This window comes from Azospirillum sp. CT11-132 (assembly GCF_047302835.1).
GTDB lineage: Bacteria > Pseudomonadota > Alphaproteobacteria > Azospirillales > Azospirillaceae > Azospirillum.
The window spans coordinates 198958-223279 of sequence record NZ_JBGLZA010000008.1; the positions used below are offsets into that span (position 1 = coordinate 198958).

Here is a 24322-nt window from a genome sequence, read left to right on the forward strand (position 1 = left end):
CCCTCTCCCCGGGGGGGAGAGGGGATCCTTCCTGGACCCCGTACGGTCCCCTACGTAGGTACACTTACGTACGCAAACATCCTTAGGTACATCACCGAACTAAACAGCACCGCGGGGGACGGCTAGCTTCTGGTCATCGGATGCACCCCGGAACGAACCGGACCGCATCGCACCGTCAAGGCCGAGGTCACCATGTCCACGCACGCCGCCATTGCCGCCCACGCCAACCGCGCCGTTCCTGGTTACCTGGTCTCCGCCCTGGCGATGTCCCCGACCTCCGCCCTGGAGGCCATCCAGCGCAACCCCGCCGACCCGCTCGCCGGCCTGGGCCATGCCAAGGTCCACGAGCGCGAAACCACGCTGTTCAGCGAAGGCGACGACGCCGGTTCGGTGTTCCGCGTGATGAGCGGCATGGTCCGCCTCTACAAGATGCTGCCCGACGGCCGGCGCCAGATCATCGGCTTCCTGCAGGCCGGCGACATGATGGGTCTGGCCTTCGCCGCCCAGTATCTCTACACCGCCGAAACCGTGACGACGACCACCATCCAGCGCATCCCGCGGCTGGAGCTGGACGCCCTGATGGATGCCCAGCCGGCCTTCGCCCGCAAGCTGCTGTCGGCGACCACGTCCGAGCTGATGGCGGCGCAGGACCAGATGGTTCTGCTCGGCCGCAAGACGGCTTGCGAAAAGGTCGCCACCTTCCTGCTGCGCCTCAGCGACCGCAAGGCCCTTGGCGGAGGAGATGAGCGCATCATCGACCTGCCGATGGGCCGCAGCGACATCGCCGACCATCTGGGCCTGACCACCGAAACCGTGTCGCGCACCCTGACCAAGCTGAAGTCGACCCGCCTGATCCGCATCCTCGTCGGCGGCAAGCTGGAACTGCTGGACCGCGACGCCCTGGCCGACCTCGCCAGCTGCTTCTGACCCCCAACTGCTTCTTTTCAAAATCCTGGCCGCGCACCGGACGCTTCAGATGATCTCTGGAGGGGGCCGGAGCGCCGCGGCGCGCCCGAACGGCGCCCCCGGACAGCAAGTGCCTGGACAGCAAGTGGATGATGACCATGACCATCACGACCCTTTCCGACCTGAACGCCCTGATCGCGCGGGTGAAGGCGGCGCAGGCGCGCTTCGCCGACTACCCGCAGGAGAAGGTCGACCTGATCTTCCGCAGCGCCGCCTTGGCCGCCGCCAACGCCCGCATCCCGCTCGCCAAGATGGCGGTGGCGGAGACCGGCATGGGCGTGATGGAGGACAAGGTCATCAAGAACCACTTCGCCGCCGAATACATCTACAACAAGTACAAGGACGACAAGACCTGCGGCGTCCTGTCGGAAGACAACGACGCCGGCATCCTCACCATCGCCGAGCCCGTCGGCCTGATCTGCGGCATCGTCCCCACCACCAACCCGACCTCCACCGCCATCTTCAAGGCGCTGATCGCGCTGAAGACCCGCAACGGCCTGGTCCTCTCCCCCCATCCCCGCGCCCGCAAATCGACCTGCGAAGCCGCCCGCCTGGTGCTCGCCGCCGCGGTCGAGGCCGGCGCGCCCGACGACATCATCGGCTGGATCGACGAGCCCTCGCTTGAACTCTCCAACGCCGTCATGCACCACCCGGACATCAACCTGATCCTCGCCACCGGCGGGCCGGGCATGGTCAAGGCCGCCTATTCGTCGGGCAAGCCCGCCATCGGCGTCGGCGCCGGCAACACGCCTGCCGTCATCGACGAGTTCGCCGACATCAAGCGCGCCGTCGCCTCCATCCTGATGTCCAAGACCTTCGACAACGGCGTGGTCTGCGCGTCCGAACAGTCGGCGGTGGTGGTCGATGCCGTCTATGACGCCGTGCGCGACCGCTTCGCCCATCATGGCGGCTACATCCTGTCGGCCCGCGAGGCCGACGCCGTGCGCAAGGTGCTGCTGACCGACGGCCACCTCAACGCCGACATCGTCGGCCAGCCGGCTCACGCCATCGCCGCCATGGCCGGCCTGACCGTCCCGCACGCCACCAAGGTGCTGATCGCCGAGGTCACAGACATCGACGACAGCGAACCCTTCGCCCACGAGAAGCTCTCCCCCACCCTGGCGCTCTACCGCGCCAAGGACTTCATCGAGGCCTGCGACAAGGCCGCGGCGCTGGTCGCACTCGGCGGCATCGGCCACACCTCCGCCCTCTACACCGACCAGGACCAGCAGGCCGAGCGCATCCGCCATTTCGGCGACAAGATGAAGACCGCCCGCATCCTGATCAACACGCCGTCGTCCCATGGCGGCATCGGCGACCTCTACAACTTCCGCCTCGCGCCCTCGCTGACGCTGGGCTGCGGGTCGTGGGGCGGCAACTCGATTTCGGAGAATGTCGGGCCGCAGCACCTGATCAACAAGAAGACGGTGGCGAAGAGGGCGGAGAACATGCTGTGGCACAAGCTGCCCAAGTCGATCTACTTCCGCCGCGGCTGCCTGCCCTTCGCCCTTGAGGAACTGCGCGGCAAGAAGCGTTGCCTGATCGTCACCGACCGCTTCCTGTTCGAGAACGGCCATGTCAACGACAGCGTCCGCGTGCTGAAGTCGCTGGGGCTGGAGGTCGAGACCTTCTTCGAGGTCAGCGCCGACCCGACGCTGGCGGTGGTGCGCAAGGGCGTGGCGCTCGCCAACGCGTTCCAGCCCGATGTGATCCTGGCGCTGGGCGGCGGCTCGCCGATGGATGCGGCCAAGATCATCTGGGTGATGTACGAGGCGCCCGAGGTGGCGTTCGAGGACCTCGCCCTGCGCTTCATGGACATCCGCAAGCGCATCTACACCTTCCCCAAGCTGGGCGTGAAGGCGCAGCTGGTGGCGGTGCCGACCACGTCCGGCACGGGGTCCGAGGTCACGCCCTTCGCCGTGGTGACCGACGAGCGCACTGGGACCAAATACCCGATCGCCGACTATGAACTGACGCCGACGCTTGCGATCGTCGATGCCAACCTCGTCATGGACATGCCCAAGGGCCTGACGGCGGCGGGCGGCATCGACGCGGTGACCCACGCGCTGGAGGCCTACGTCTCGGTGGTGGCGAACGAGTATACCGACGGCCAGGCCCTCCAGGCGCTGAAGCTCCTGAAGGAGAACCTGCCCTCGGCCTACCGCAACGGGGCACACGACCCGAAGGCGCGGGAGCTGGTCCACAACGCGGCGACGCTGGCTGGCATCGCCTTTGCCAACGCCTTCCTCGGCGTCTGCCATTCGATGGCGCACAAGCTGGGTGCGGAGTTCCACATCCCGCACGGCATCGCCAACGCCCTGCTGATCGCCAACGTGATCCGCTACAATGCGGCGGACATCCCGACCAAGCAGACGGCCTTCAGCCAGTACGACCGTCCCAAGGGCGTGGCGCGCTATGCGCAGATCGCCCGGCATCTGGACCTCGGCGGCAGCCGCGACCATGAGCGGGTGGAGAAGCTGATCGGCTGGGTCGAGGAGATGAAGCGGGCGCTGGAGATCCCGGCCTCGATCCAGGCGGCGGGGGTGCCGGAGGCGGCGTTCCTGGCGCGGGTCGATGCGATTGCCGAGGCGGCGTTCGATGACCAGTGCACCGGCGCCAACCCGCGCTATCCACTGGTTGCCGAGATCAAACAACTGCTGATCGACAGCTACTACGGCCGCGCCTATGTCGAGGCGGACGGCGACCGTACGGCGGCGCTGAGCGTCGTCGGCCAGGCCAAGACCGCCGCCGAATAACAGACCACGTCGTCACAGTTGCCAAGCATCGGGGGACCGTCGGGTCGGGAGCGCAGGCTCCCGGCAGGGCGGTCCCCCTTTGCGTTCGGGTGATTGGGAACCCGATCGCATCCGGTGAGTTGACCCGCCAGCCCGGCACCCGATCCGCCGGCACCACCCCGAGGTCGACGATGCGCCCGCAGGCCCCCATAGACGAAATCGGCGTCGAGGCGTTCACGGTCCCGACCGACCGGCCGGAGGCCGACGGCACCCTGGACTGGGACCACACCACGCTGGTCGTGGTCACCGCACAGGCGGGCGGCCGCCAGGGGATCGGCTACGGCTACGCCGACCGCCCGGCGGCGCAGCTCGTCGCCGGCCTGCTGGCCGGGCGGCTGCGGGGTCTCGACGCCGTCGACATCAACCGCGCTTGGATCGCCATGACCGATGCGGTGCGCAATCTCGGTCGGCCCGGCATCGCCGCCATGGCGATCGCCGCGGTGGATGCGGCGCTGTGGGACCTCAAGGGCAAGCTGCTGGACCGGCCGGTCGCCGACCTGCTTGGCCGCGCCCGCGACGGCACGCCGGCCTATGGCAGCGGCGGCTTCACCTCCTATTCCGACGACACGCTGGTCGAACAGCTTGCGGGCTGGGCGCAGGACGGTCTGCCCGCCGTCAAGATGAAGGTCGGCCGCGACGCCGCGCTGGATGTCCGGCGGGTGGCGCTGGTGCGCAGCGCCATCGGTCCCGCCACCGACCTCTATGTCGACGCCAACGGCGCCTATGACCGCAAGCTGGCGCTGGCCCAGGCCGGGCGCTTTGCCGAACAGCGGGTCGGCTGGTTCGAGGAACCGGTGTCGTCGGATGATCTGGAGGGCCTGCGCCTGCTGCGCGATCGTGCTCCGCCCGGCATGATGATCGCCGCCGGCGAGTACGGCTACACCCCGATTTACTTCCGCCGCATGCTGCAGGCCGGCGCGGTGGATGTGCTGCAGGCCGACGCCACCCGCTGCGGCGTCACCGGCTTCCTCGCCGCCGCCGCGCTGGCCGAGTCCTTCACCGTGCCGCTCTCCGCGCATACCGCCCCAACGCTGCACGCCCAGGTCGGCTGCGCCTGCCGGCCGCTGAAGAACATCGAGTATTTCCACGACCATGCCCGCATCGAAACCATGCTGTTCGACGGCGCGATCACCCCGGTGGCCGGCATGCTGACGCCGGACCGGAGCCGCCCCGGCCTGGGCATCGAGCTGAAACGGGCCGACGCCGAGAGGTTCCGCAGATGAGCAGCATCGACGTGCCGGCGCTGGTCGCCGCCCTGAAAAGCCGCGTGAACGGCGAAATCCGTTTCGACGACGGCGACCGCGCGCTCTACGCCACCGACTCCTCCAATTACCGGGAGGTGCCCATCGGCCTCGTCGTGCCCTTCGACGTGGAGGCTCTGGCCGAGGCGGTGCGGGTCTGCCACGACTTCGGCGCCCCGATCACCCATCGCGGAGGCGGGACGGCGCTGGCCGGACAGACCACCAACTACACGGTCATCATCGACAGTTCCAAATACTGCAACGGCTTCCTCGCCATCGACCTCGACCGCCGCCTCGCCACCGTCGAGCCCGGGATCGTGCTGGACGAGATGCAGAAGCGCTGCCGGCCGCATGGGCTGCGCTTCGGGCCCGACCCGTCGACGCACGACCACAACTCCATCGGCGGCATGATCGGCAACAACTCCGCCGGGCCGCATTCCGTCGTCGCCGGGGTGACCAGCCACAATGTCGAGAGCATGGACATCGTCACCTATGACGGGCTGCGCCTGACCGTCGGCTGGACAACCGAGGAGGAGCTGGACCGCATCATCGCCGAGGGTGGCCGCAAGGGCGAAATCCACGCCAAGCTGAAGGCCCTGCGCGACTGCTATGCCGGCGAGATCCGCCGCATCTATCCGAAGATCCCGCGCCGCGTCTCCGGCTTCAACCTCGACTCGCTGCTGCCCGATGAGGACGGCCGCTTCAACCTCGCCCGCGCCCTGGTCGGCAGCGAGGGCACCTGCGTCACGATCCTGCGCGCCACGCTGAACCTGATCCCCGATCCGCCCGCCAAGGTGGTTCTGGTCGTCGGCTTCGAAAGCGTCTGCCACGCCGCCGACGTGGTCTGCGACGTCCGCGGCTTCGGCCCCGACGCCATCGAAGGGGTGGACGAGCGCCTGACCGATTTCATGCGCAAGAAGCACCTGCATGTGGACGACCTCAAGCTTCTGCCCGACGGACCGTCCTGGCTGTTCATCGAGTTCGGCGGCGACAGCCCGGACGAGGCCGCCGCCAAGGCCCGCCGCCTGGAGGACCATCTGCGTGGCCGGCCGCATGTCCACGACATGCGCCTCGTCACCGATGATCACGAGCAGGAACGGCTGTGGAAGGTGCGTGAATCCGGCCTCGGCGCCACCGCCTGGGTGCCGGGGCAGAAGCACGATACCTGGCCGGGCTGGGAGGATTCCGCGGTGGCGCCCGAAAATCTCGGCGCCTACATGCGCGACCTGCTGAAGCTCTACGACGATTACGGCTACAAGCCGGCGCTTTACGGCCATTTCGGCGACGGGCTGATCCATTGCCGCGTCGGCTTCGGCCTGCACACCCAACAGGAGGTGGACACCTTCCGCCGCTTCCTGAACGACGCCGCCCATCTGGTGGTGCGCCATGGCGGCACCCTGTCCGGCGAGCATGGCGACGGGCAGGCGCGGGCGGAACTGCTGCCGATCATGTTCGGCGACGACCTCGTGCAGGCCTTCGCCGAGTTCAAGGCGATCTGGGATCCGGACAACCGCATGAACCCGCACAAGGTCGTGCATCCCTATGCGGCGGACCAACAGCTTCGCCTCGGCCCGCGCTTCAAGCCGCCGCATCTCGACGGCGTCTTCACCTATCCGGAGGACGGCGGCTCGCTCACCCACGCCCTGCTGCGCTGCGTCGGCGTCGGCAAATGCCGGCGGCACGAGGGCGGCACCATGTGCCCCAGCTTCCGCGCCACGCGGGAAGAGCGGCATTCGACCCGTGGCCGGGCCCGTCTGCTGCAGGAGATGCTGCAGGGCGACCCCATCCGCGACGGCTGGCGCGACGAGGCGATCCACGACGCACTGCACCTGTGCCTGGGCTGCAAGGGCTGCAAGGCCGACTGTCCGGTCAATGTCGACATGGCGACCTACAAGGCGGAGTTCCTGCACCACCATTACCAGCACCGCCCCCGCCCGCGGACGGCCTGGAGCATGGGGCTGATCCATCGCTGGGCGCGCCTGCTGGCGCCGGTGTGGTGGGCGCCCAACCTCGCCACCCAGACGCCGGTGTTCGGCCGGCTGTCGCGCGCGGCGGCGGGCATCGCGCCGCAGCGCCCGGTCCCGACCTTCGCCGCGAAGACCTTCCGCCGCTCCTGGAAGCCCGGGCCGGACCGCGGCCGGCCGCCGGTGGTGCTGTGGACCGACAGCTTCAACAACCATTTCACGCCGGAGCCGCTGTTCGCCGCCGCCGAGGTGCTGGACGCCGCCGGCTATGCGGTCACCATCCCGCGTACGAACCTGTGCTGCGGCCGGCCCTATTACGATTTCGGCCGGCTGGACGACGCCAAGCGCACGCTGAAGCAGACCATGGCCGGCCTGCGGCGCGAGCTGGACGCCGGCGCCTATGTCGTCGGCGTCGAGCCGAGCTGCCTGTCGGTGTTCCGCGACGAACTGCCCAACCTGTTCCCCGATGATCCGGAGGCGAAACGCCTCTCCAGCCGTAGCATGCTGCTGGCCGAATTTCTGGAAAAGGTGGCCCACTTCGACCCGCCCAAGCTGTCCGGCCTGGCGCTGGTGCATGGGCACTGCCACCACAAGGCGGTGTTCGGCATGGCCTGCGATGCGGCGCAGATCCGCAAGAGCGGCCTCGACGCCCGCATCCTCGACGACGGCTGCTGCGGCATGGCCGGCGCTTTCGGCTACGAGGAGGACAAGTACCCGGTGTCGCTGGCGATCTTCGACCAGGGGCTCGGCGCCACGTTGCGGCAGGCACCCCCCGACACCCTGCTGATCGCCGACGGCTTCTCCTGCCGCGAGCAGGTGGAGCAGCTGACCGGCCGGCACCCGCTGACCCTGGCCGAGGTCTTGCGCGACGCCCTGCGCCGCCGCACATCACACCAACCCGCCGGCAAATGACCCAGACCCAGGAGACCCACATGGCCAAGGCACCGATCGGACACACCCGCTGGGCCATTGCCGACAACTACATCCCGTCCTGGAGCCACGGCCCCGAACCCGAACTGGCCAGCCACGAAGGGCTGTCGATCCTCAACACCGGCGACCGCGAGGTGGAGGTGCGCATCACCCTCTACTTCACCGACCGCGAGCCGGCCGGGCCGTACAAGGTGAAGGTCGGCGCCCGCCGCACCAACCATGTCCGCATGAACCTGCTCGACGACCCCGAGCCGGTCCCGCTCGGCCAGCCCTTTTCCACGGTCGTCGAGGCCGATGGGCCGGTGGTGGTGCAACTCACCCGCCTCGACAGCCGGCAGGCGGAAAACGCCCTGCTCAGCGTCATCGCCTTCGCCGGCTGAAAGCCTGCGGGTATTACACAGCGTCCTCCGTGGAAGGATCTCCCTCTCCCCCCCGGGGAGAGGGTCGGGGTGAGGGGGATGCACCGCGTGGCCATTCCGAGAATCCTCGCCGCGCGCCCCCCTCACCCTAACCCTCTCCCCGGGGGGAGAGGGGACCTTTCCTGCGCCTCCAAAAACTCACAACCTCTGAAAGATCGATCACGCACCACCGCCCGCACCGTTGGCGCGCTGCTTGGCCGCCTGGGCGTTGCGGCTCAGGTTGATGGCGGAGTTGATCAGCGCGATGTGGGAGAAGGCCTGCGGGAAATTCCCGACCAGCCGCCCGGCCTGCGCATCATACTCCTCCGACAGCAGGCCCAGGTCGTTGCGCAGGGCCAGCAGGCGTTCGAACAGCGCCGTCGCCTCGTCGCGGCGGCCTTGCAGGACGAAGGCATCGACCAGCCAGAAGCTGCAGGCCAGGAAACTGCCCTCGCCGGGGGGCAGCCCGTCCTCGACCCGGCCGGTGTCGTACCGCTTGACGAAGCCGTCCTTCAACAGCTGGCGCTCGACCGCCGCCACCGTGCCGGCGATGCGCGGATCATGGGCCGGCAGGAAGCCCACCACCGGCAGAAGCAGCAGCGACGCGTCCACCAGCTTGCTGCCATAGGACTGGACGAAACTCCCCATTTCCCGGTCATAGCCGTTGGCGCAGACATCCTGATGGATGCGCCGGCGCAGATCCTTCCAGCGCTCGACCGGACCGTCCATGGCGAACTGCTCGGCACTCTTGATCGCGCGGTCAACCGCCACCCAGGCCATCACCTTAGAGAAGGTGAAGGGCTGCCGCCCGCCACGGGTTTCCCAGATGCCCTCGTCCGGCTGGTCCCAAACCGTTTCCAGATGGGCCAGCAGCGACCGCTGAAGCTGCCAGCCCGTGTCGTTGGCGCCCAGCCCGCCGCGCCGCGCCTGATGCAGGGCATCCATCAGCTCGCCATAGACATCGAGCTGAAGCTGCGTCGATGCGGCATTGCCGATGCGCACCGGCCGGGCGCTCTCATAGCCGGGCAGCCAGTCCGCCTCCCATTCCATCAGCCGGCGCTCGCCCGCCAGCCCGTACATGATCTGCAGCTGCTCCGGATGGCCGGCGGTGGCGCGCAGCAGCCAGCCGCGCCATGCGTTGGCCTCGTCGTAATAGCCGGCGTTCATCAGCGCCTGCAGCGTGAAGGTCGAATCCCGCAGCCAGCAATAACGGTAATCCCAGTTGCGGATGCCGCCCAGCTGTTCCGGCAGCGACGCGGTCGCCGCGGCGACGATGCCGCCGGTCGGCGAATAGGTCAGCGCCTTCAAGGTCACCAGCGAGCGCCGCACCGCCTCCGACCACGGGCCGTCATACGTGCAACGGCCGATCCAGTCCTGCCAGAACCGCCCGGTGTCGCACAACGCCTGCTCCGGATCGATCGCCGCCGGCATGGGATCGCAGGAGGGGGCGTAGGTCAGCACGAAGGGCACCCGCTCGCCGGCCTCCACCGTGAAGTCGCCGACGGTGGTCAGATTCCGACCGCACAGCTCGACGGGGGTGCGCAGATGCAGCATGTCCGGCCCGGCGATGGCGCGCAGCGTGCCGTCTTCCAGCCGCGTCACCCAGGGCACGGCGCAGCCATAGCCGAAGCGGATGACCAGTTCGGTCCGCATGACGACGCGGCCCCGGCGCCCGACGACGATCCGCACCACGTCCGATGCCTGGTCCCGTGGCGGCATGAAGTCGATGACGGTCACCGCCCCGTCGGCCGTCTCGAAATCGGTCTCCAGGATCAGCGTGTCGCCGCGATACCGCCGCGTCACCCGCGCGTCCGGGTCGGCCGGCGCGATCAGCCAGCGGCCATGCTCCGGCGTGCCCAGCAAGGCCGCAAAGCACGCATCGGAATCGAAGCGCGGCCAGCACAGCCAGTCGATGGACCCCTCGCGCGACACCAGCGCCGCCGTCTCGCAGTCGCCGAGCAGGGCATAATCCTCGATCCGCGAAGCCATTCGGTCTTCCTTCCTTCCGCGCCCCCCGCCAGCTTCCAACTCGCCGCAGCGCTTCCGGTTCCCGGAAGGACGATGGTCAGGGCCGCAGCGATTGCAGCACCAGCTCCACCATATGGGCCAGCCGTTCCTCCTTCGCCGGATCGGCCAGCAGGTCGCGCCCGAAGATCACCGACAGGGTGTGGACGTTGGACAGGTAGAAGTAAGACAGCCCGGCGATGGAGATGTAGAGCTGCACCGGATCGACCCCGGCCCGGAACACCCCCTGGTCCACCCCGCGCGCCAGCACGTCGGCGATCATCTGCACGAAGGGGGAGTGCATCGACTGCACCTGACCGGAAGTCTTCAGCAATTCGGCCCGGTGCAAATTCTCCGTGTTCAGCAGGGCCATGAATTCGGGATGGTCGATGAAATACTGCCAGGTGAAGCCGATCAGCCGGGCGATGGCCTCGGGTGGCGCCAGCTTGTCCAGGTTCAGCGTGCGCTCGGTCTCGCGGATGTGGGCATAGGCGTCCTCAAGGACCGCCAGATACAGCTCCTCCTTGTTGCCGACATGGTAATAGAGCATGCGCTTGTTGGTGCCGGCCTGCTCGGCGATGCGGTCGACGCGGGCGCCGCCCAGCCCGTAGCGCGCGAACTCCTCCGTCGCGGCGGCCATGATGCGCGCCCGCGTGCCCTCCGGGTCGCGGGTCACCTTGACCGGCGCGGCGCTTTGGCTGGGAGAAGGCGGCACCGGTTCGGGTGCGTCGGGTGCGTCGGTCAGGCTGTCCATGCGGGAAGCCGGCTCCTGCGGTCCGGGGTAGGGGGCGGTCTTCCCCCCATGGTAGAGCGTCGGCCAGAAAATTCAAACCAGGGCGATTTCAAACCACGCTGCGGTGGCGGTCGATGCAGGTGTCCAGCACCTCGCCCATCGGCTTCTCCCACCAGATGTTTTGCGAGAAGATCTCCACCTCCGAATAGCCGGCGAAGCCGCACTCCTCGACCCAGCCGCGGATGCGCGGGATGTCGATGACGCCGTCGCCCATCATGCCGCGGTCCAGCAGCAGGTCGGTGGTCGGCACCAGCCAGTCGCAGACATGGAAGGCCAGCAGCCGTTCCTTGCCGGCGCGGCGGATCTGGGCCTCCAGATCCGGGTCCCACCAGACATGATAGACATCGACCGCCACCCCCAGCGCCCCCGACTTCTCCGGATCCAGCCGGTCGCAAATGTCCAGCGACTGGGCCATCGTGTTCACACAGGCGCGGTCGGCGGCATACATCGGGTGCAGCGGCTCGATCGCCAGCGGCATCCCCGCCTTGCGGGCATAGTCCAGCAGCTCGGCGATGCCGTCCTCCACCTGCGCGCGGGCCAGCGCGATGTCCTTGCTGACCACCGAACCGGGCCGGGAATATTGCGGCAGCCCGCCGACCACCAGCACCAGGCAGGCCGCACCCAGCGCCGCCGCCTCGTCCACCGCGCGGCGGTTGTCGTCGCGCACCTCCGCCGCCTTGGACGGATCGGCCGGGAACATGCCGCCGCGGCAATAGCCGGACAGAGCCAGTTCCCCCGCCCGCACCGCCCGCAGCGTGGCGTCGAGCCCCACCGCCGCGACCTGATCGCGCCAGGGCGAGACGGCGCGGATGCCGCGGCGGGTGCAGGCGTCGAGGATCCCGACCAGATCGCCCTGTTTGCGGACGGTGGCCGTGTTGATCGACAGCCAGCGATGGTCTCCGGAAAAGTCGCGCATCACGAAATCCCCCGCATCACGAAATCCCTCTTACTGCCAGCACCGCCGCCATCCGCTGCGCCGCGCGGTCCGGATCGGACAGCAGCCCGGCCTTGTCGGCCAGCCGGAACAGCTCAGCCAGATGCAGGGTGGAGCGCGTGCTCTCCTGCCCGCCGACCATGGTGAAGTGGTCCTGATGGCCGTTCAGATAGGCCATGAAGACGACGCCGGTCTTGTAGAAGCGGGTCGGCGCCTTGAAGATGTGGCGCGACAGCGGCACGGTGGGTGCCAGGATGTCGTGAAACGCCGCCTCGTCGCCGTCGGCCAGATGGGCCAGCGCCGCGGCGGCAGCCGGCGCGATGGCGTCGAAGATGCCGAGCAGCGCGTCGGAATGATGCTGCCCGTCGCCGGCGATCAACTCCGCATAATTGAAATCGTCCCCCGTATACATGCGCACGCCCTCCGGCAGGCGCCGCCGCATGACGATCTCCTTGTCCTTGTCGAGCAGCGAGATCTTGATGCCGTCCACCTTGGCCGCGAAGTCGCCGATGATCGACAGCGCGGTGTCCATCGCCGTGTCGATGTCGCTGCTGCCCCAATAGCCGGCCAGCGCCGGATCGAACATGTCGCCCAGCCAATGCAGGATCACCGGCTGCTTCACCTGCGACAGGATGCGGCCATAGACGCGGATGTAATCCTCCGGCCCCTTGGCGACGCGGGCCAGCGCGCGCGACGCCATCAGGATGATGCGGCCGTCGAGCGCCTCGATGGCCTCGATCTGCTCCTCATAGGCGCGGATGACGTCGTCGATGCTGCGGGCGTTCTCCGGCGGCAGATGGTCGGTGCCGGCGCCGCAGGCGATGACACCGCCGCGTGCCTTGGCCGCCGACTGCGACCGCCGGATCAGCTCCAGCGAGGTCGGCCAGTCCAGCCCCATGCCGCGCTGCGCCGTGTCCATCGCCTCGGCAACGCCGAGGCCGAGGTTCCACAGATGCTCGCGGAAGGCGATGGTCCGGTCCCAGTCGATGGCCGGTGCCAGCCACGGATCGCCCTCGGCCAGCGGATCGGCGACCATATGGGCGGCGGCGAAGGCGATGCGGGTCAGCGGCCGGTCCGTGCGGGCGGGAAAGCCGCGCGGCGGGGCGAGCGTGTAGCTCTCGATGCTGCGGTCGGCGCGGGGGAGGCGGATGGTCGGCATGGGATGGGTTCCTGGGTAGGTCGTGGCCACTTGCCCCCACCCCAACCCTCCCCCGCTCTCGCGGGGGAGGGGGCAGGTGCTCAGGCGGGAGAGTGGCGGCAGTCCCTCCCCCGCGAGAGCGGGGGAGGTTAGGTGGGGGCATTCGAAGCCGCAGCCTCACCCCCCGATCGCCGGCACATCCACCCAGCGGCGTTCGCGCCAGCTCTGCAGCGCGCATTCCACCAGCTGGACGCCCTTGGCGCCTTCGATCAGACCGTGCTTGTAGGGCGCATCCTCCACCACATGGCGGATGAAGGACTCCCACTGCACCTTGAAGCCGTTGTCGAACACGGCGTTGTCGGGAACCGGCTGCCAGGTGTCGTAGAAGTCGATGGTCTGCTTCTGGTCGGGGTTCCACACCGGGCGCGGCGTGCCCTGGCGCGGCTGGATCACGCAGTCGGTCAATCCTGCGACCGCCGAACCGTTTGTGCCGTCGACCTGAAAGGTCACCAGATCGTCGCGATAGACCCGCGTGCACCAGGAGGAGTTGATGGTGGCGATCACCCCGCCCTCAAGCTCGAACATCGCATAGGCGGCGTCGTCGGCGGTCGCCTTGTAGGGCTTGCCCTTTTCGTCCCAGCGCTCCGGAATGTGGGTGGCGCCCAGGCAGGAGATGCTCTTGACCTGTCCGAACAGGTTGTCGAGCACATAGCGCCAGTGGCAGATCATGTCGAGGATGATGCCGCCGCCATCCTCCTCGCGGTAGTTCCAGGACGGGCGCTGCGCCGGCTGCCAGTCGCCCTCGAACACCCAATAACCGAACTCGCCGCGCACCGACAGCATGCGGCCGAAGAAGCCGCTGTCGCGCAGCATGCGCAGCTTCTCCAGGCCCGGCAGGAACAGCTTGTCCTGCACCGTGCCGTTCTTCACCCCGGCCTCGTTCGCCAGCCGGACGACGCGCAGCGCCTCGTCCAGGTTGGTGGCGATCGGCTTCTCGCAATAGACATGCTTGCCGGCGCGGATCGCCTTTTCCAGCAGGGTGGGGCGCATCTGGGTGGTGCCGGCGTCGAAGAAGATCACATCGTCCGGATTGTCCAGCGCCGCGTCGAGATTGTCGCTCCAGCGCTCGATGCCGTGGCGGCGGGCCAGTTCCTGCATCTTCTCGGCATTGCGGCCGACGAGGATCGGATCGGGCATGACGCGCGAGCCGTCCGACAGGGTGACGCCGCCTTGGGCGCGGATCGCCAGGATCGAGCGGATCAGGTGCTGGTTCATGCCCATCCGCCCGGTGACGCCGTGCATGATGAGGCCAAGGCGCTTGGTGCTCATGGGGGAACTCCTTCGGAAAGCGCTGATGTCGGGTTTGAAAGGGGTGAAAGGCCGGACCAGTCGGGGTCGGCGATATGAGCGAAGCCGGGGCCGGACAGCGGCGCCGTCGCCAGCCGTCCGCTGCCGGTGGCGAGCCGCACCGTCCCGTCGGCGTGGCGTTCGTAGAAACCAGGATGGGCGTCGAGGAAGGCCGCACCCTCCGCCTCGCTGCCGAAGCCCCCGCCATACTGGTGCCCGTTGCGTTCGGCATGCGGGATGCCGAGGAAAGCGACCAGGGCGGTGTCCTGCTGCACCGACAGCCCGGCCTGGCACGTCAGATCCTCGGCGGAGATGAAGTGCGGCGCCCCCCACGCCGCGCAACGGGCGCGGTTGAGCATCGCCTTGTAGAGGCCCTTGCAGGATTTCGACGACACGCCGCGATAGCCCAGGACGCGGGCTTGCGGGAAGGCGTCGTACCCGTCGTCGGACTCGTCGATGATGACCGGCACCCGTTCCGCCACCGCCCCCAGCGGCCGGGCAAGCGCCGCCTCCCGCGCGATCGGCTGCTCCAGATAGGCGAGCGCCTTGCGGAAGCCGGCCAGGGCAGGGGAGGCGTCGATGCGGTCGAGCAGCTCCGCGACATGGGGTGCATCGCGATACTGCTCGTTGCCGTCCAGCGTGGCGCGATAGCCGGGGGCGCTCCGCTCCAGCACGTCGGCCAGTTCGGTGAGCCTCGCAACATCGGCGGACACGTCGCCGCCCAGCTTGATCTTGAACCAGCGCAGATGCGCGTGCCTTGCCAAGTCCTCCGGCTTGTCGAGCAGCCCGACGGTGTGGCGCAATTCCACCTCTGCAAGCGGAGAGAGTCCACCGAGGAACCCGTCCAGATCGAAGCCTGCGAGGTCGGGCGCCAGCCGCGCGTCCAGCCCGGCGACATTGGCGCCCAGCCCCTGAAACGCGTTCAACCCCAGCACCCGCAGCAGCCCGTCCAGCACCGCCTTGTCGATCTGCGCCGGCCCGAAGGCTGCAGCGAGTTTCGGCTCCATCGTCGGCGTGAAGGCGGCGTGATGGCCGAAGGCGGTGTCGAGCCGGCTGTCCGCCAGATAAGCTTCCCGCGCTTCGACCAGCGAGCGGCGCAAGCCGTCCACCGTCTGGGCCGGGCTGCGGTCCGGGCGCTTGTCGAACCATTTCGGCATCATCATCTCTGCCGTCGCGCCCCAGGCTTCGCCCTGTCCCTCGACCTCGATCAGGGCGCGGACGAAGGCCTGCGGAGCCGCCTCCACCGTCACCGCGCCGAAGCGGAACGGCTTCACGAAACGGACGGGCCGCTCGTACAGCTCGATGGCGCGGATGCGGAGACGGGGGGCGGGCATGATGAAGATCCTTCGAGTCTTGCCCCCACCCTTCCCATGCTGGCGCATGGGCCCCTTCCCTCCCCCGCTGGGCAGGGGAGGGAGACAGGAGCTTTGCATACGGGGGGCGGAGTCCCCTCCCCCGCCCAGCGGGGGAGGGTTAGGGTGGGGGTCTAACTGAGCGTCCTGATCGCGCCCCTAATCCAAATGCCCCTGCGCCGCGAAATGCTTGCGGATGGTCTGGGTCAGCTGGATGAACACCGGGTCGCCCATGACGTCCAGCGTCCGCGGGCGCTCCAGCGGGACTTCGTAGGTGGCGGCGATGGTGCCCGGCCGTTCCGACATCACCATCACCCGGTCGGCCAGGAACACCGCTTCGGGGATGGAGTGGGTGATCAGGATCACCGTCTTGCCGGTCTCGTGCTGGATGCGCTGCAACTCGACATTCATCCGTTCCCGCGTCATGGCGTCGAGCGCGCCGAACGGCTCGTCCATCAGCAGGATCTTCGGGTCGTGCACCAGCGCCCGGCACAGCGCGGCGCGCTGCTGCATGCCGCCCGACAGCTGCCACGGATACTTGTGCTCGAACCCCTTCAGCCCGGTCATCTCGACCAGCTTGTGGGCGCGTTCCAGATAGCGGTCGCGCGGCAGGCGGCGGATTTCCACCGGCAGCATGATGTTGCGCAGCACCGACCGCCACGCCAGCAGCGTCGGACTTTGAAAGACGATGCCGGTGTCGTCGTGCGGCTCCGTCACCGTATCGCCTTCGATCCGGATCGTGCCGCTGGTGACCGGCAGCAGGCCCGCCAGCATCTTCAGCAGGGTGGACTTGCCGCAGCCCGAGGGTCCCACCACCACCAGGAACTCGCCCGGCCGCACGTCGAAGGTGATGGGGCGGAGCGACGGCACTTCGCCGTCGCGGGTGCGGTAGGTCTTGGTCACGCCGTCGATGCGGATCAGCGGCTCGCCGGACAGACGCTGCGTCTCCGCCTCGCCGACCAGTTTCAACTGTGGCTGTGCCATGCTCTCCTCGTCGCTCCGTGCGGGCATGTGGTCCGTTACTTGGCGGCGGCGTTCATCGCCTTCGCCGCAGGGTCGGCCGGCAGGAACTCGCGGGTGTAGAAGCGCTTGGGGTTGTCCTTGGCCGACTTGTCCAGCCCGCCATATTCGACCAGCAGATCCACCGTCTCCTTCATGTTGGCGTCGGTGACCTGGAAGGGCCGCATCTTCTCCGTCTCCTTGGTGCGGTAGAGCGGGATGGTCAGCTCGAAGCCTTCCTGCAGCGTGTCGGGCTTGCCGCCCTTCGGGTTGGCCTTCAGGATGGCGGCGGCAGCCTCCTTCGGCGCCTTTTCCGCCTCTTCCACCGCCTTGGTGGTGGCGGCCATGAAGCGGCGGACGAGGTCGGGGTTCTCCTTCAGCGTGTCGGTGTTGGCGATGATGCCGGAGGAGACCATGTTGACGCCGTAATCGGCGAAGCGGATCGGCGTCACCGACTTTCCGGTGGCGTCCTTGATCTTCATGCTCTGGTCCATGACATAGCCCAGCAGCAGGTCGGCCTGTCCGTTGATGACGGCGTTCAGCTTGGTCTGGGCGTCGCCCGACACCACCTCGAAATCACGTTCCTTCAGGCCGGTCTTCTTCAGGAACAGCGGCCAGATCTGGGACATGCTGTCACCGGGCGTCATGGCGACGATCTTGCCCTTGATGTCTTCCGGCTTGCGGATGTTCTTCTCGCTGAAGCCCATCGCCGACATCGGGCTGGTCTGCAGCAGCACGCCCGGCGAGGACACCGGCGCGCCCTTCATCGCCGCCTTGATCATCGTCGGCACGTCGACATAGCCGAAGGTGACCGCCTTGCTGGCGACCAGCTGCGTCGTCACCGCCGATCCGCGGCCTTCCTGGATTTCCAGGTCGATGCCTTCGGCCTCGTACAGCCCCTTGTCCTTGCCGTAATAGAAGGGCGCGTGTTCGCCATAGACATACCAGTTCAGCATCAGCGTCACCTTGTCGGCGGCCTGCGCCGGCAAAGTGGAGATGGCGGTTGAGGCGGCAAAGGCGCAAAGCGCCGCGACGATGGCTTTCTTCATCACGACCGGTGTCCTCCCATGGGTGGTGGATCGCCCCGTCGGCCGGCGGTGTCCGGCACCGGGGTTCTTGTCGATGAACGGGTTTCGGGACCACATCTTCAAAACTGCGGTGTCGGATCACATCAAGCGAGTCTCTCGGCCGACATTCCCGCCTCTCGACCGTCATTCCCGCGAAGGCGGGAATCCAGCCTTTTCAAGCGCTTGAACCGGTAGCCTGGATCCCCGCCTTCGCGGGGATGACGGCCGACAATCGGAACGAGAACTCACAGCCTTTCACGCGGCCGGGCCGTACTTGTCGCGCTGGCTGGCGTGCCAGGGGATGGCGAAGCGTTCGACCATGTCGATGACCCAGAACAGCACGACGCCCATCAGCGCCAGCACGGTCAGCGCCGCGAACATCAAGGGCAGTTCGAAATTGCCGATGGAGCGCTGCAGGACAAAGCCGATGCCGGAGTTGGAGCCAACGAATTCGCCGACCACCGCCCCCACCACCGCCAGCGTGATGGAGACCTTCAGCCCGGCGAAGATCGCCGGCAGCGCATGCGGCAGGCTGACCATCTGGAAGGTCTGCAGCCGCGACGCCTTCATGGATCGCGCCAGATCCATCATCTCGCCGTCCACCGACTTGAAGCCCTGGACCGCCGAGACGACGACCGGGAAGAAGCCCAGCAGGAAGGCGGCGATCACCTTCGGCATCAGGCCGAAGCCGAACCACACCACGAACAGCGGCGCGATGGCGACCTTGGGGATCGACTGCGAAAAGACCAGCAGCGGGTAGACATAGGCTTCGACCGTGCGCGATCCGGCGATCAGCATCGCGATGGGAATGCCGAACAGCACCGACAGCGCGAAGCCGCCGAGAGTCGCCGTGAAGGTCGGGACGGATTCGGACAGCAGCCGCGGCCATTCGTCGATCATCGCCAGCACGACGTCGCCGGGCTTCGGCACCAGATAGGCGGGCACCCCGAAGATACGGACCGACAGATCCCACAGAACCAGCAGGATCACGATCAGCAGGATGGGGCGGACCCAGTCGGAATTGAGCAGGCGCAACGCTGCGCCCGAGCGAGAGCGGGGTTCCATGCGTCTCCTCCGGCCGGCGGGCTCGGGCGGCGGGGCGGCCGCGATGTTTTAACCGGCTGGTTAAAAGTACGGCTGCCGACCCCTGCGGTCAACACAGAAAATGGTGGTAACGGATCATTTGCGATCAGAACGATTTCGCCCTCCCACTGCCCACCCGCTGCCCGCAAACGCGAACGGGCCGCCCGTCGCCGGGCGGCCCGCAGTCAAAACACGTGTTCGGCCGGGTCGAGGCCGATCAGCCGATCAGGCCGATGTCGTGGGTGGGGATGTGGTCGAAGCCATGGGCATAGACCGACGAATCCGACGACAGGCTGTAGTCGTGCGCGCCGGGATTGACGAAGCCCGGATCGACCATGGTCGATCCCTTGTCGTAACCGGCGGCCTGCCATTCGCCCAGATTGCCCTTGCCGCCGCCCGCCATCACCTGCGGCCAGACGTCGAACATGTCCTGCGACGTGTTCAGGTGGCTGTAGAAGTTGTCATGGATGTTGCCGACATTGGCCGGGCCGTAGATGTGGACGGCGGTGCCGTCGCTGACGTCGACCACGTTGCCGGAGATGTCGTTGCCGCTCATCTCGTGACCCTTCCAGCCGCTCCAGCCGACCGGCTGCTGCAGGCCGATCTGGGCGCCGCTGTTGTCGGCGATCACGTTCTCGGTGACCTTGTTATCCCAGCCGCCATGCAGGAACACGCCACCGATGTTGCCGTGGACGAGGTTGCCCTTGACCGTGGCGCCGCTGGTCCAGTCGTCGAGATAGATGCCCCAGCTCGCCACCTGACCCGTCGGGTTGGTCGCGGTGGTGCCGGTCACCTCGTTGTTGACGACGGTGTGGCCGGTCAGGTCCTGCTGGCGGTTGATCAGGTAGATGCCGCCGCCGTCATTCGATTCCAGATTGGCGTCGACGACCTTGTTGAAGGCGACGGTCACCCGGTGGGAGGCGTCGCTGCCGTCCGTCTGGACCGAGCCGACGGCGATGGCCTTCTCCGGCGAATGCTCCACCAGATTGTGCGTGACCTGGACGTCGGAGCTGCCGTTGACCCAGATGCCGGCGTCGCCACGGTTGGCGGCGTTCGGATGCGTGATGTGGTTGTCGGACACGACCGTCGAGTTCGAACCGGCCTTGACGAAGATCGACTCGGCGCCGGTGCTGTCGAACTGGTTGCCGACGACCTTGCTGTCGGTGCTGTTCTGCACGGTGATGCCGTAGCCGCCGCCCTTCACCTCATTGTTGGCGAAGGTCAGGCCGGATGCCTTGTCGGCGAAGACATAGTGGCCGTTCGCAACGCCGTCGGTGAAGGTCAGCCCTTCGATGGTGACGTTCTGGGCGCCGCTGACGCCGAACGACACGGATGCCTGCGACCCGCCGTGGATCACCGCCTTCTCGTTGCCATAGCCGGTGAAGGTGACGCCGGAATCCTGGCCGGTCAGCCAGACCGGGCTGTTCAGGTGGTAATCGCCGCCGCGGACATAGGTGGTGTCGATGTCGCTCGACCGCATGGCGGTCTGGGCCTTCTGCAGCGAGGCGAAGGGACCGTCGGTGCCGTCGGCGTTGGGGGCGGCCAGCTTGCCCGACCAGCTGTCCTTGCCGTTGGTGGCGACGTAGAATCCGGGGCCGGTCGGCTGCGGCACGCTCGGGGTGGGGGCGCTCGGCGTGGGATCGGGCGCCTCGCTAACAGGCGGAATGGGCGTCGGCGTGGTGGGGGCCGGCGTGGTGGGGGTCGTCACGCCGTCCGCGGTGAAATAGCTCTTGTCGGCATCGACGACCAGCGCGCCGTTCCACCACATGCCGGCCTGCCCGTCGGCGACGTCATGGCCGTCCAGCGCGCCCTTGTCGTAAGTGACATGGTCGGCGGTCGGCAGGACCGACTTGCCGTTGATGGTGACCTCGTTGACGATCAGGTTGCGGTCGGTGCCGTTGAAGATCCCGTCATTGTCGTACTGGACCTGAATCTTGTGGCCCTGGTTCTCGGCGATATCCGTCTTGAAGACGAAGTCCTTGGCCGTGGCACCCGTGGTGCCCTCACCGATCTGCTTGCCGTCGACCAGCAGGTTGAAATGCGCGTCGAGGGTCCCCTTCGCGTTCACGGTGATGGTCGAGTTCCCGGAGGTCGTGGCCATTGGTCCGTATCCTTGGCGGTTGCGATGCGGCGCCACCATGGCCAGACGGCTGGGGCATTGGTGAGGCATTTTTCCGGGAACAAACGAATTGGTGGTAAATCCTGTTACTTTCCTGCGATCACTGGGCAATATCTGGAACTGATTACCCAGCATAAGCGGAGATAGACACCACGATTGGTGTAGGGGTAACTCTCCCGATGCCGGTCCATTGCTCGAACAAGGCGCAGTTTCACGACCTCATCTGTCGCCAAGTCTTTCGAGAAGGACAGAATCATTCACTGAAAAGAAAAACGCCCCGCACGCGGACGTGCGGGGCGATCAGTCTGGGGAGGAAACTCGAAGAAGGATCGTCGTCTCAGTCGCGGCCCTTGCCGACCAGCAGCCGTTCCAGGCCATAGACGCGGTCGAGCACCAGCATGGCGGCCACCGTCAGGAAGATCAGCACCGCCGACACCGCCGCGACCAGCGGGTCGATGTTGTCCTGGATATAAAGGAACAGGCGGACGGGCAGGGTGGTGGTCTCCGGCGAGGCAATGAAGACCGTCATCGTCACCTCGTCGAAGCTGTTGATGAAGGCCAGCACCCAGCCGCTCGCCACGCCCGGCAGGATCAGCGGCAGCGTCACCCGGCGGAAGCAGGTCCAGGAGGAGGCGCCGAGCGACGCCGCCGCATTCTCCACCGCCCGGTCCATGCCGGTCGAGGCCGCCAGGATCAGCCGCAGGGCAAACGGCAGGATGATGATGACATGGCTCAGCACCAGCCCGGCGAAGGTGCCGCCCAGCCCGATCATGGTGAAGAAGCGCAGGAAGGCGATGCCGAGGACGATGTGCGGCACCATCAGCGGCGACAGGAACAGCGCCTGGATCGCCTCGCGGCCGAAGAACTGGTGGCGCGCGATGGCAAGCGCCGCCGGAACCGCCACCAGGATCGCCAGGGTCGAGGACACCGCGCCCAGCAGCAAACTGTCCTTGAAGGCGCGGATGAACTCCGGATTGTCGCCGATGGCGCGGAACCAGCGCAGCGACAGCCCCTCGGTCGGCAGCGACAGATAGCCCTGCGAGGTGAAGGCCACCGCGCAGACGATCAGGATCGGCGCCAGCAGGAAGCCCAGGAACAGGACGTGGAAGATCAGCGCGATCGGGCCGTTGCGGTTCATTCGAACACCTGTTTGTAGCGACGTTCGACCAGCCGGTTGCAGCCGACGATGATGACGATGTTGGCGATCAGCAGCAGCACCGCCACCGTGGCGCCCAACGGCCAGTTCAGCGTGTTCAGGAACTCGTCATAGGCGAGAGTCGCCGCCACCTTCAGCCGCCGCCCGCCGATGATCGCCGGGGTGGCGAAGGCGCTGGCCGCCAGCGCGAAGACGATGATCGACCCCGACAGGATGCCCGGCACGATCTGCGGCAGCACCACACGGCGCATCACCGTCAGCGGTCCGGCGCCCAGCGACAGCGCCGCATTCTCCACCTGCGGGTCGAGCCGCTGGAGCGACGCCCACACCGACAGCACCATGAAGGGCACCAGCACATGGGTCAGCGCGATGACGACGCCGGTTTCCGTGTACATGAACTCGATCGGCGTCGCGATCAGCCCCATCCCCATCAGCCCCTGATTGACGAGGCCGGTGGAACCGAACAGCAGCGCCCAGCCCAGCGTGCGCGACACCACCGAGATCAGCAGCGGCCCCAGCACGATCAGCAGGCAAAGCCCGCGCCACGGCGACTTCATCCGGCGCAGGATGTAGGCCTCCGGCGCACCGAACACCGCGCACAGCAGCGTCACCAGGGCGGCGATGCGGAAGGTGCGCAGGAACACCTCGTGGAAATAGCTGTCGGCGATGATGTCGGCATAGTTGCCGAGCTGCCAGACATTCTCGATGCCGCCATAGAAGCTGAAGCTGTTCAGCGACAACAGGAACGTCATCACCAGCGGCACCAGCAGCAGCACCGCGAACAGCGCCAGCCCCGGCGCGCTCAGCAGATAGGGTGCCCAGGGCCAGCGGCGCGGCCGGCGCGGCGGGGGAGCGTGAGCGGCCGGGTTGGCGCCATTCGCCTGCATTTGGGTATCGGTGGAGGCCGCCATGCTCATGCCGCCTCCCGATCGGCGGGCATCACCGCCATGTCGTCGGGCCGCCACCCGACCATCACCCGCTCGCGCTCGGCCGGCAGGGGAGAGCCGTCATGCTGGCGGATCACCATCAGGCGGCCGGCGGCGGTCTCGATCTCGAACAGCCATTGCGTGCCCTGGAAGACGCGGGCCAGCACGGTGCCGCCGAGCCCGCCGGCATCGACGAAGCCAACCTTCTCCGGCCGCACGGCCAGCGCCCCCGGCCCCACGGGCACCGGCTGCGACACCGGCCACACGCTGTCGGCCACCGTGATGACGGTGCCGCCGCCCGCGCCGCTGCCGACCATGCCCGGCAGCAGGTTGGTGCGGCCGAGGAAGTTGGCGACGAAGGCGTTGGCCGGCCGGTCGTAGGCCTCCTGCGGGGTGGCGACCTGCTGGATGCGGCCCTTGTTCATCACCACCACGCGGTCGGACAGCGCCATCGCCTCCGACTGGTCGTGGGTGACGAGGATCATGGTGGTGCCGACGGTACGCTGGATGCGGCGCAGCTCGATCTGCATCTCCTCGCGCATCTTGGCGTCCAGGTTTGACAGCGGCTCGTCCAGCAGCAGCAGGCTCGGCTTGATGACCAGCGCGCGCGCCAGCGCCACGCGCTGCTGCTGGCCGCCCGACATCCGTCGCGGGTGGCGGTCGCCATACTGCTCCAGCCCGACCAGCTTCAGCGCGTCCGCCACCATGCGGTCGCGGTCGGCCCGGTTGATCTTGCGCATCTCCAGCCCGAAGGCGACATTCTCCGCCGCGGTCATGTGCGGGAACAGGGCATAGCTCTGGAAGACGATGCCCAGCCCGCGCTCGTTCGGCTTCTTCGCCAGCAGGTCCTGGCCGTCCAGCGTCACCCGCCCGCCATCGGCGTCGAGGAAGCCGGCGATCATCTGCAAGGTGGTGGTCTTGCCGCAGCCCGACGGCCCCAGCAGTGAAATCAGCTCGCCCTTCTCCACCGTCAGCGAGACATGATCGACCGCCGTCCAGTTTCCGAAGCGCTTGGTCAGTTGGTCGAGAACCAGATAAGCCATGCCGTCGTCTCCCTCTCCCATTAACGCCCTCTCCCGCCCCGGGAGAGGGAGGGGACCCACGAAGTGG

At 67.6% G+C, this 24322-nt stretch carries 18 protein-coding genes; 5 read left to right on the top strand and 13 right to left on the bottom strand.

The features are described from left to right. Window positions 1-192 precede the first annotated feature (192 nt). The 5 genes from ACCD06_RS29575 to ACCD06_RS29595 all read left to right on the top strand — a co-directional run bounded on the left by ACCD06_RS29575 (window position 193) and on the right by ACCD06_RS29595 (window position 8276). Window positions 193-927 carry a helix-turn-helix domain-containing protein gene (locus ACCD06_RS29575; protein WP_413345561.1) on the top strand — a complete coding sequence of 245 codons (735 nt, stop codon included), beginning with the start codon at window positions 193-195 and terminating at the stop codon, window positions 925-927. A 131-nt stretch (window positions 928-1058) separates the two neighbouring features. Further along, window positions 1059-3722: a bifunctional acetaldehyde-CoA/alcohol dehydrogenase gene (gene adhE, locus ACCD06_RS29580; protein ID WP_413346211.1), complete on the top strand. Its 2664-nt coding sequence runs from the start codon at window positions 1059-1061 to the stop codon at window positions 3720-3722. A gap of 170 nt (window positions 3723-3892) precedes the next feature. Beyond that, the gene (locus ACCD06_RS29585) at window positions 3893-4984 is read left to right on the top strand and encodes an enolase C-terminal domain-like protein (RefSeq protein ID WP_413345563.1); all 1092 of its coding nucleotides are present in this window, start codon (window positions 3893-3895) and stop codon (window positions 4982-4984) included. Then, the gene (locus ACCD06_RS29590) at window positions 4981-7878 is read left to right on the top strand and encodes an FAD-binding and (Fe-S)-binding domain-containing protein (RefSeq protein WP_413345565.1); all 2898 of its coding nucleotides are present in this window, start codon (window positions 4981-4983) and stop codon (window positions 7876-7878) included. Before ACCD06_RS29585 ends, ACCD06_RS29590 begins: the two co-directional genes overlap by 4 nt. A gap of 20 nt (window positions 7879-7898) precedes the next feature. Further along, a complete protein-coding gene (locus tag ACCD06_RS29595) occupies window positions 7899-8276 on the top strand; it encodes a sensory rhodopsin transducer (RefSeq protein ID WP_413345567.1) in 378 nt (125 codons plus the stop codon). Between the two features lie 198 nt (window positions 8277-8474). Here ACCD06_RS29595 and ACCD06_RS29600 read toward each other — a convergent pair whose 3' ends face one another. The 13 genes from ACCD06_RS29600 to ACCD06_RS29660 form a co-directional block, all read right to left on the bottom strand. Beyond that, window positions 8475-10283, bottom strand: a complete 1809-nt coding sequence (locus ACCD06_RS29600; RefSeq protein WP_413345569.1) for a glycoside hydrolase family 15 protein — start codon at window positions 10281-10283, stop codon at window positions 8475-8477. Window positions 10284-10359: 76 nt separating this feature from the next. After that, complete coding sequence (locus ACCD06_RS29605; protein WP_136702066.1) at window positions 10360-11052, bottom strand: TetR/AcrR family transcriptional regulator; 693 nt, start codon at window positions 11050-11052, stop codon at window positions 10360-10362. 88 nt (window positions 11053-11140) lie between these two features. Beyond that, window positions 11141-12007 (bottom strand): sugar phosphate isomerase/epimerase family protein, encoded by an 867-nt coding sequence (locus tag ACCD06_RS29610; RefSeq protein ID WP_413345572.1) that lies wholly within the window; start codon window positions 12005-12007, stop codon window positions 11141-11143. 16 nt (window positions 12008-12023) lie between these two features. Next, a complete protein-coding gene (locus ACCD06_RS29615) occupies window positions 12024-13184 on the bottom strand; it encodes a dihydrodipicolinate synthase family protein (RefSeq protein ID WP_413345574.1) in 1161 nt (386 codons plus the stop codon). Window positions 13185-13340: 156 nt separating this feature from the next. Then, window positions 13341-14492 (bottom strand): Gfo/Idh/MocA family protein, encoded by a 1152-nt coding sequence (locus ACCD06_RS29620; protein WP_413345576.1) that lies wholly within the window; start codon window positions 14490-14492, stop codon window positions 13341-13343. Then, the gene (locus ACCD06_RS29625) at window positions 14489-15844 is read right to left on the bottom strand and encodes a hypothetical protein (RefSeq protein WP_413345579.1); all 1356 of its coding nucleotides are present in this window, start codon (window positions 15842-15844) and stop codon (window positions 14489-14491) included. Before ACCD06_RS29625 ends, ACCD06_RS29620 begins: the two co-directional genes overlap by 4 nt. Before the next feature lie 177 nt (window positions 15845-16021). After that, the gene (locus tag ACCD06_RS29630; protein ID WP_413345581.1) at window positions 16022-16846 is read right to left on the bottom strand and encodes an ABC transporter ATP-binding protein; all 825 of its coding nucleotides are present in this window, start codon (window positions 16844-16846) and stop codon (window positions 16022-16024) included. Between the two features lie 35 nt (window positions 16847-16881). After that, complete coding sequence (locus ACCD06_RS29635) at window positions 16882-17910, bottom strand: ABC transporter substrate-binding protein (RefSeq protein WP_413346213.1); 1029 nt, start codon at window positions 17908-17910, stop codon at window positions 16882-16884. 273 nt (window positions 17911-18183) lie between these two features. Beyond that, window positions 18184-18993 carry an ABC transporter permease gene (locus ACCD06_RS29640; protein ID WP_413345583.1) on the bottom strand — a complete coding sequence of 270 codons (810 nt, stop codon included), beginning with the start codon at window positions 18991-18993 and terminating at the stop codon, window positions 18184-18186. A gap of 235 nt (window positions 18994-19228) precedes the next feature. Then, a complete protein-coding gene (locus ACCD06_RS29645) occupies window positions 19229-21112 on the bottom strand; it encodes a right-handed parallel beta-helix repeat-containing protein (RefSeq protein ID WP_413345585.1) in 1884 nt (627 codons plus the stop codon). A 355-nt stretch (window positions 21113-21467) separates the two neighbouring features. After that, the gene (locus ACCD06_RS29650) at window positions 21468-22268 is read right to left on the bottom strand and encodes an ABC transporter permease (protein WP_109049671.1); all 801 of its coding nucleotides are present in this window, start codon (window positions 22266-22268) and stop codon (window positions 21468-21470) included. After that, window positions 22265-23203 carry an ABC transporter permease gene (locus tag ACCD06_RS29655; protein WP_413345588.1) on the bottom strand — a complete coding sequence of 313 codons (939 nt, stop codon included), beginning with the start codon at window positions 23201-23203 and terminating at the stop codon, window positions 22265-22267. The genes ACCD06_RS29650 and ACCD06_RS29655 overlap by 4 nt, the downstream gene beginning before the upstream one ends. Continuing rightward, the gene (locus ACCD06_RS29660; protein WP_413345590.1) at window positions 23200-24255 is read right to left on the bottom strand and encodes an ABC transporter ATP-binding protein; all 1056 of its coding nucleotides are present in this window, start codon (window positions 24253-24255) and stop codon (window positions 23200-23202) included. Before ACCD06_RS29660 ends, ACCD06_RS29655 begins: the two co-directional genes overlap by 4 nt. Window positions 24256-24322: the final 67 nt, after the last annotated feature.

Coding starts and splice junctions, on each gene's coding strand:
- ACCD06_RS29645 (WP_413345585.1), bottom strand. CDS start 21,112: ATGGCCACGACCTCCGGGAACTCGACCATCACCGTGAACGCGAAGGGG.
- ACCD06_RS29620 (WP_413345576.1), bottom strand. CDS start 14,492: ATGAGCACCAAGCGCCTTGGCCTCATCATGCACGGCGTCACCGGGCGG.
- ACCD06_RS29625 (WP_413345579.1), bottom strand. CDS start 15,844: ATGCCCGCCCCCCGTCTCCGCATCCGCGCCATCGAGCTGTACGAGCGG.
- ACCD06_RS29640 (WP_413345583.1), bottom strand. CDS start 18,993: ATGGAACCCCGCTCTCGCTCGGGCGCAGCGTTGCGCCTGCTCAATTCC.
- adhE (WP_413346211.1), top strand. CDS start 1,059: ATGACCATGACCATCACGACCCTTTCCGACCTGAACGCCCTGATCGCG.
- ACCD06_RS29615 (WP_413345574.1), bottom strand. CDS start 13,184: ATGCCGACCATCCGCCTCCCCCGCGCCGACCGCAGCATCGAGAGCTAC.
- ACCD06_RS29590 (WP_413345565.1), top strand. CDS start 4,981: ATGAGCAGCATCGACGTGCCGGCGCTGGTCGCCGCCCTGAAAAGCCGC.
- ACCD06_RS29610 (WP_413345572.1), bottom strand. CDS start 12,007: ATGCGCGACTTTTCCGGAGACCATCGCTGGCTGTCGATCAACACGGCC.
- ACCD06_RS29650 (WP_109049671.1), bottom strand. CDS start 22,268: ATGAACCGCAACGGCCCGATCGCGCTGATCTTCCACGTCCTGTTCCTG.
- ACCD06_RS29605 (WP_136702066.1), bottom strand. CDS start 11,052: ATGGACAGCCTGACCGACGCACCCGACGCACCCGAACCGGTGCCGCCT.
- ACCD06_RS29655 (WP_413345588.1), bottom strand. CDS start 23,203: ATGAGCATGGCGGCCTCCACCGATACCCAAATGCAGGCGAATGGCGCC.
- ACCD06_RS29630 (WP_413345581.1), bottom strand. CDS start 16,846: ATGGCACAGCCACAGTTGAAACTGGTCGGCGAGGCGGAGACGCAGCGT.
- ACCD06_RS29595 (WP_413345567.1), top strand. CDS start 7,899: ATGGCCAAGGCACCGATCGGACACACCCGCTGGGCCATTGCCGACAAC.
- ACCD06_RS29660 (WP_413345590.1), bottom strand. CDS start 24,255: ATGGCTTATCTGGTTCTCGACCAACTGACCAAGCGCTTCGGAAACTGG.
- ACCD06_RS29635 (WP_413346213.1), bottom strand. CDS start 17,910: ATGAAGAAAGCCATCGTCGCGGCGCTTTGCGCCTTTGCCGCCTCAACC.
- ACCD06_RS29600 (WP_413345569.1), bottom strand. CDS start 10,283: ATGGCTTCGCGGATCGAGGATTATGCCCTGCTCGGCGACTGCGAGACG.
- ACCD06_RS29575 (WP_413345561.1), top strand. CDS start 193: ATGTCCACGCACGCCGCCATTGCCGCCCACGCCAACCGCGCCGTTCCT.
- ACCD06_RS29585 (WP_413345563.1), top strand. CDS start 3,893: ATGCGCCCGCAGGCCCCCATAGACGAAATCGGCGTCGAGGCGTTCACG.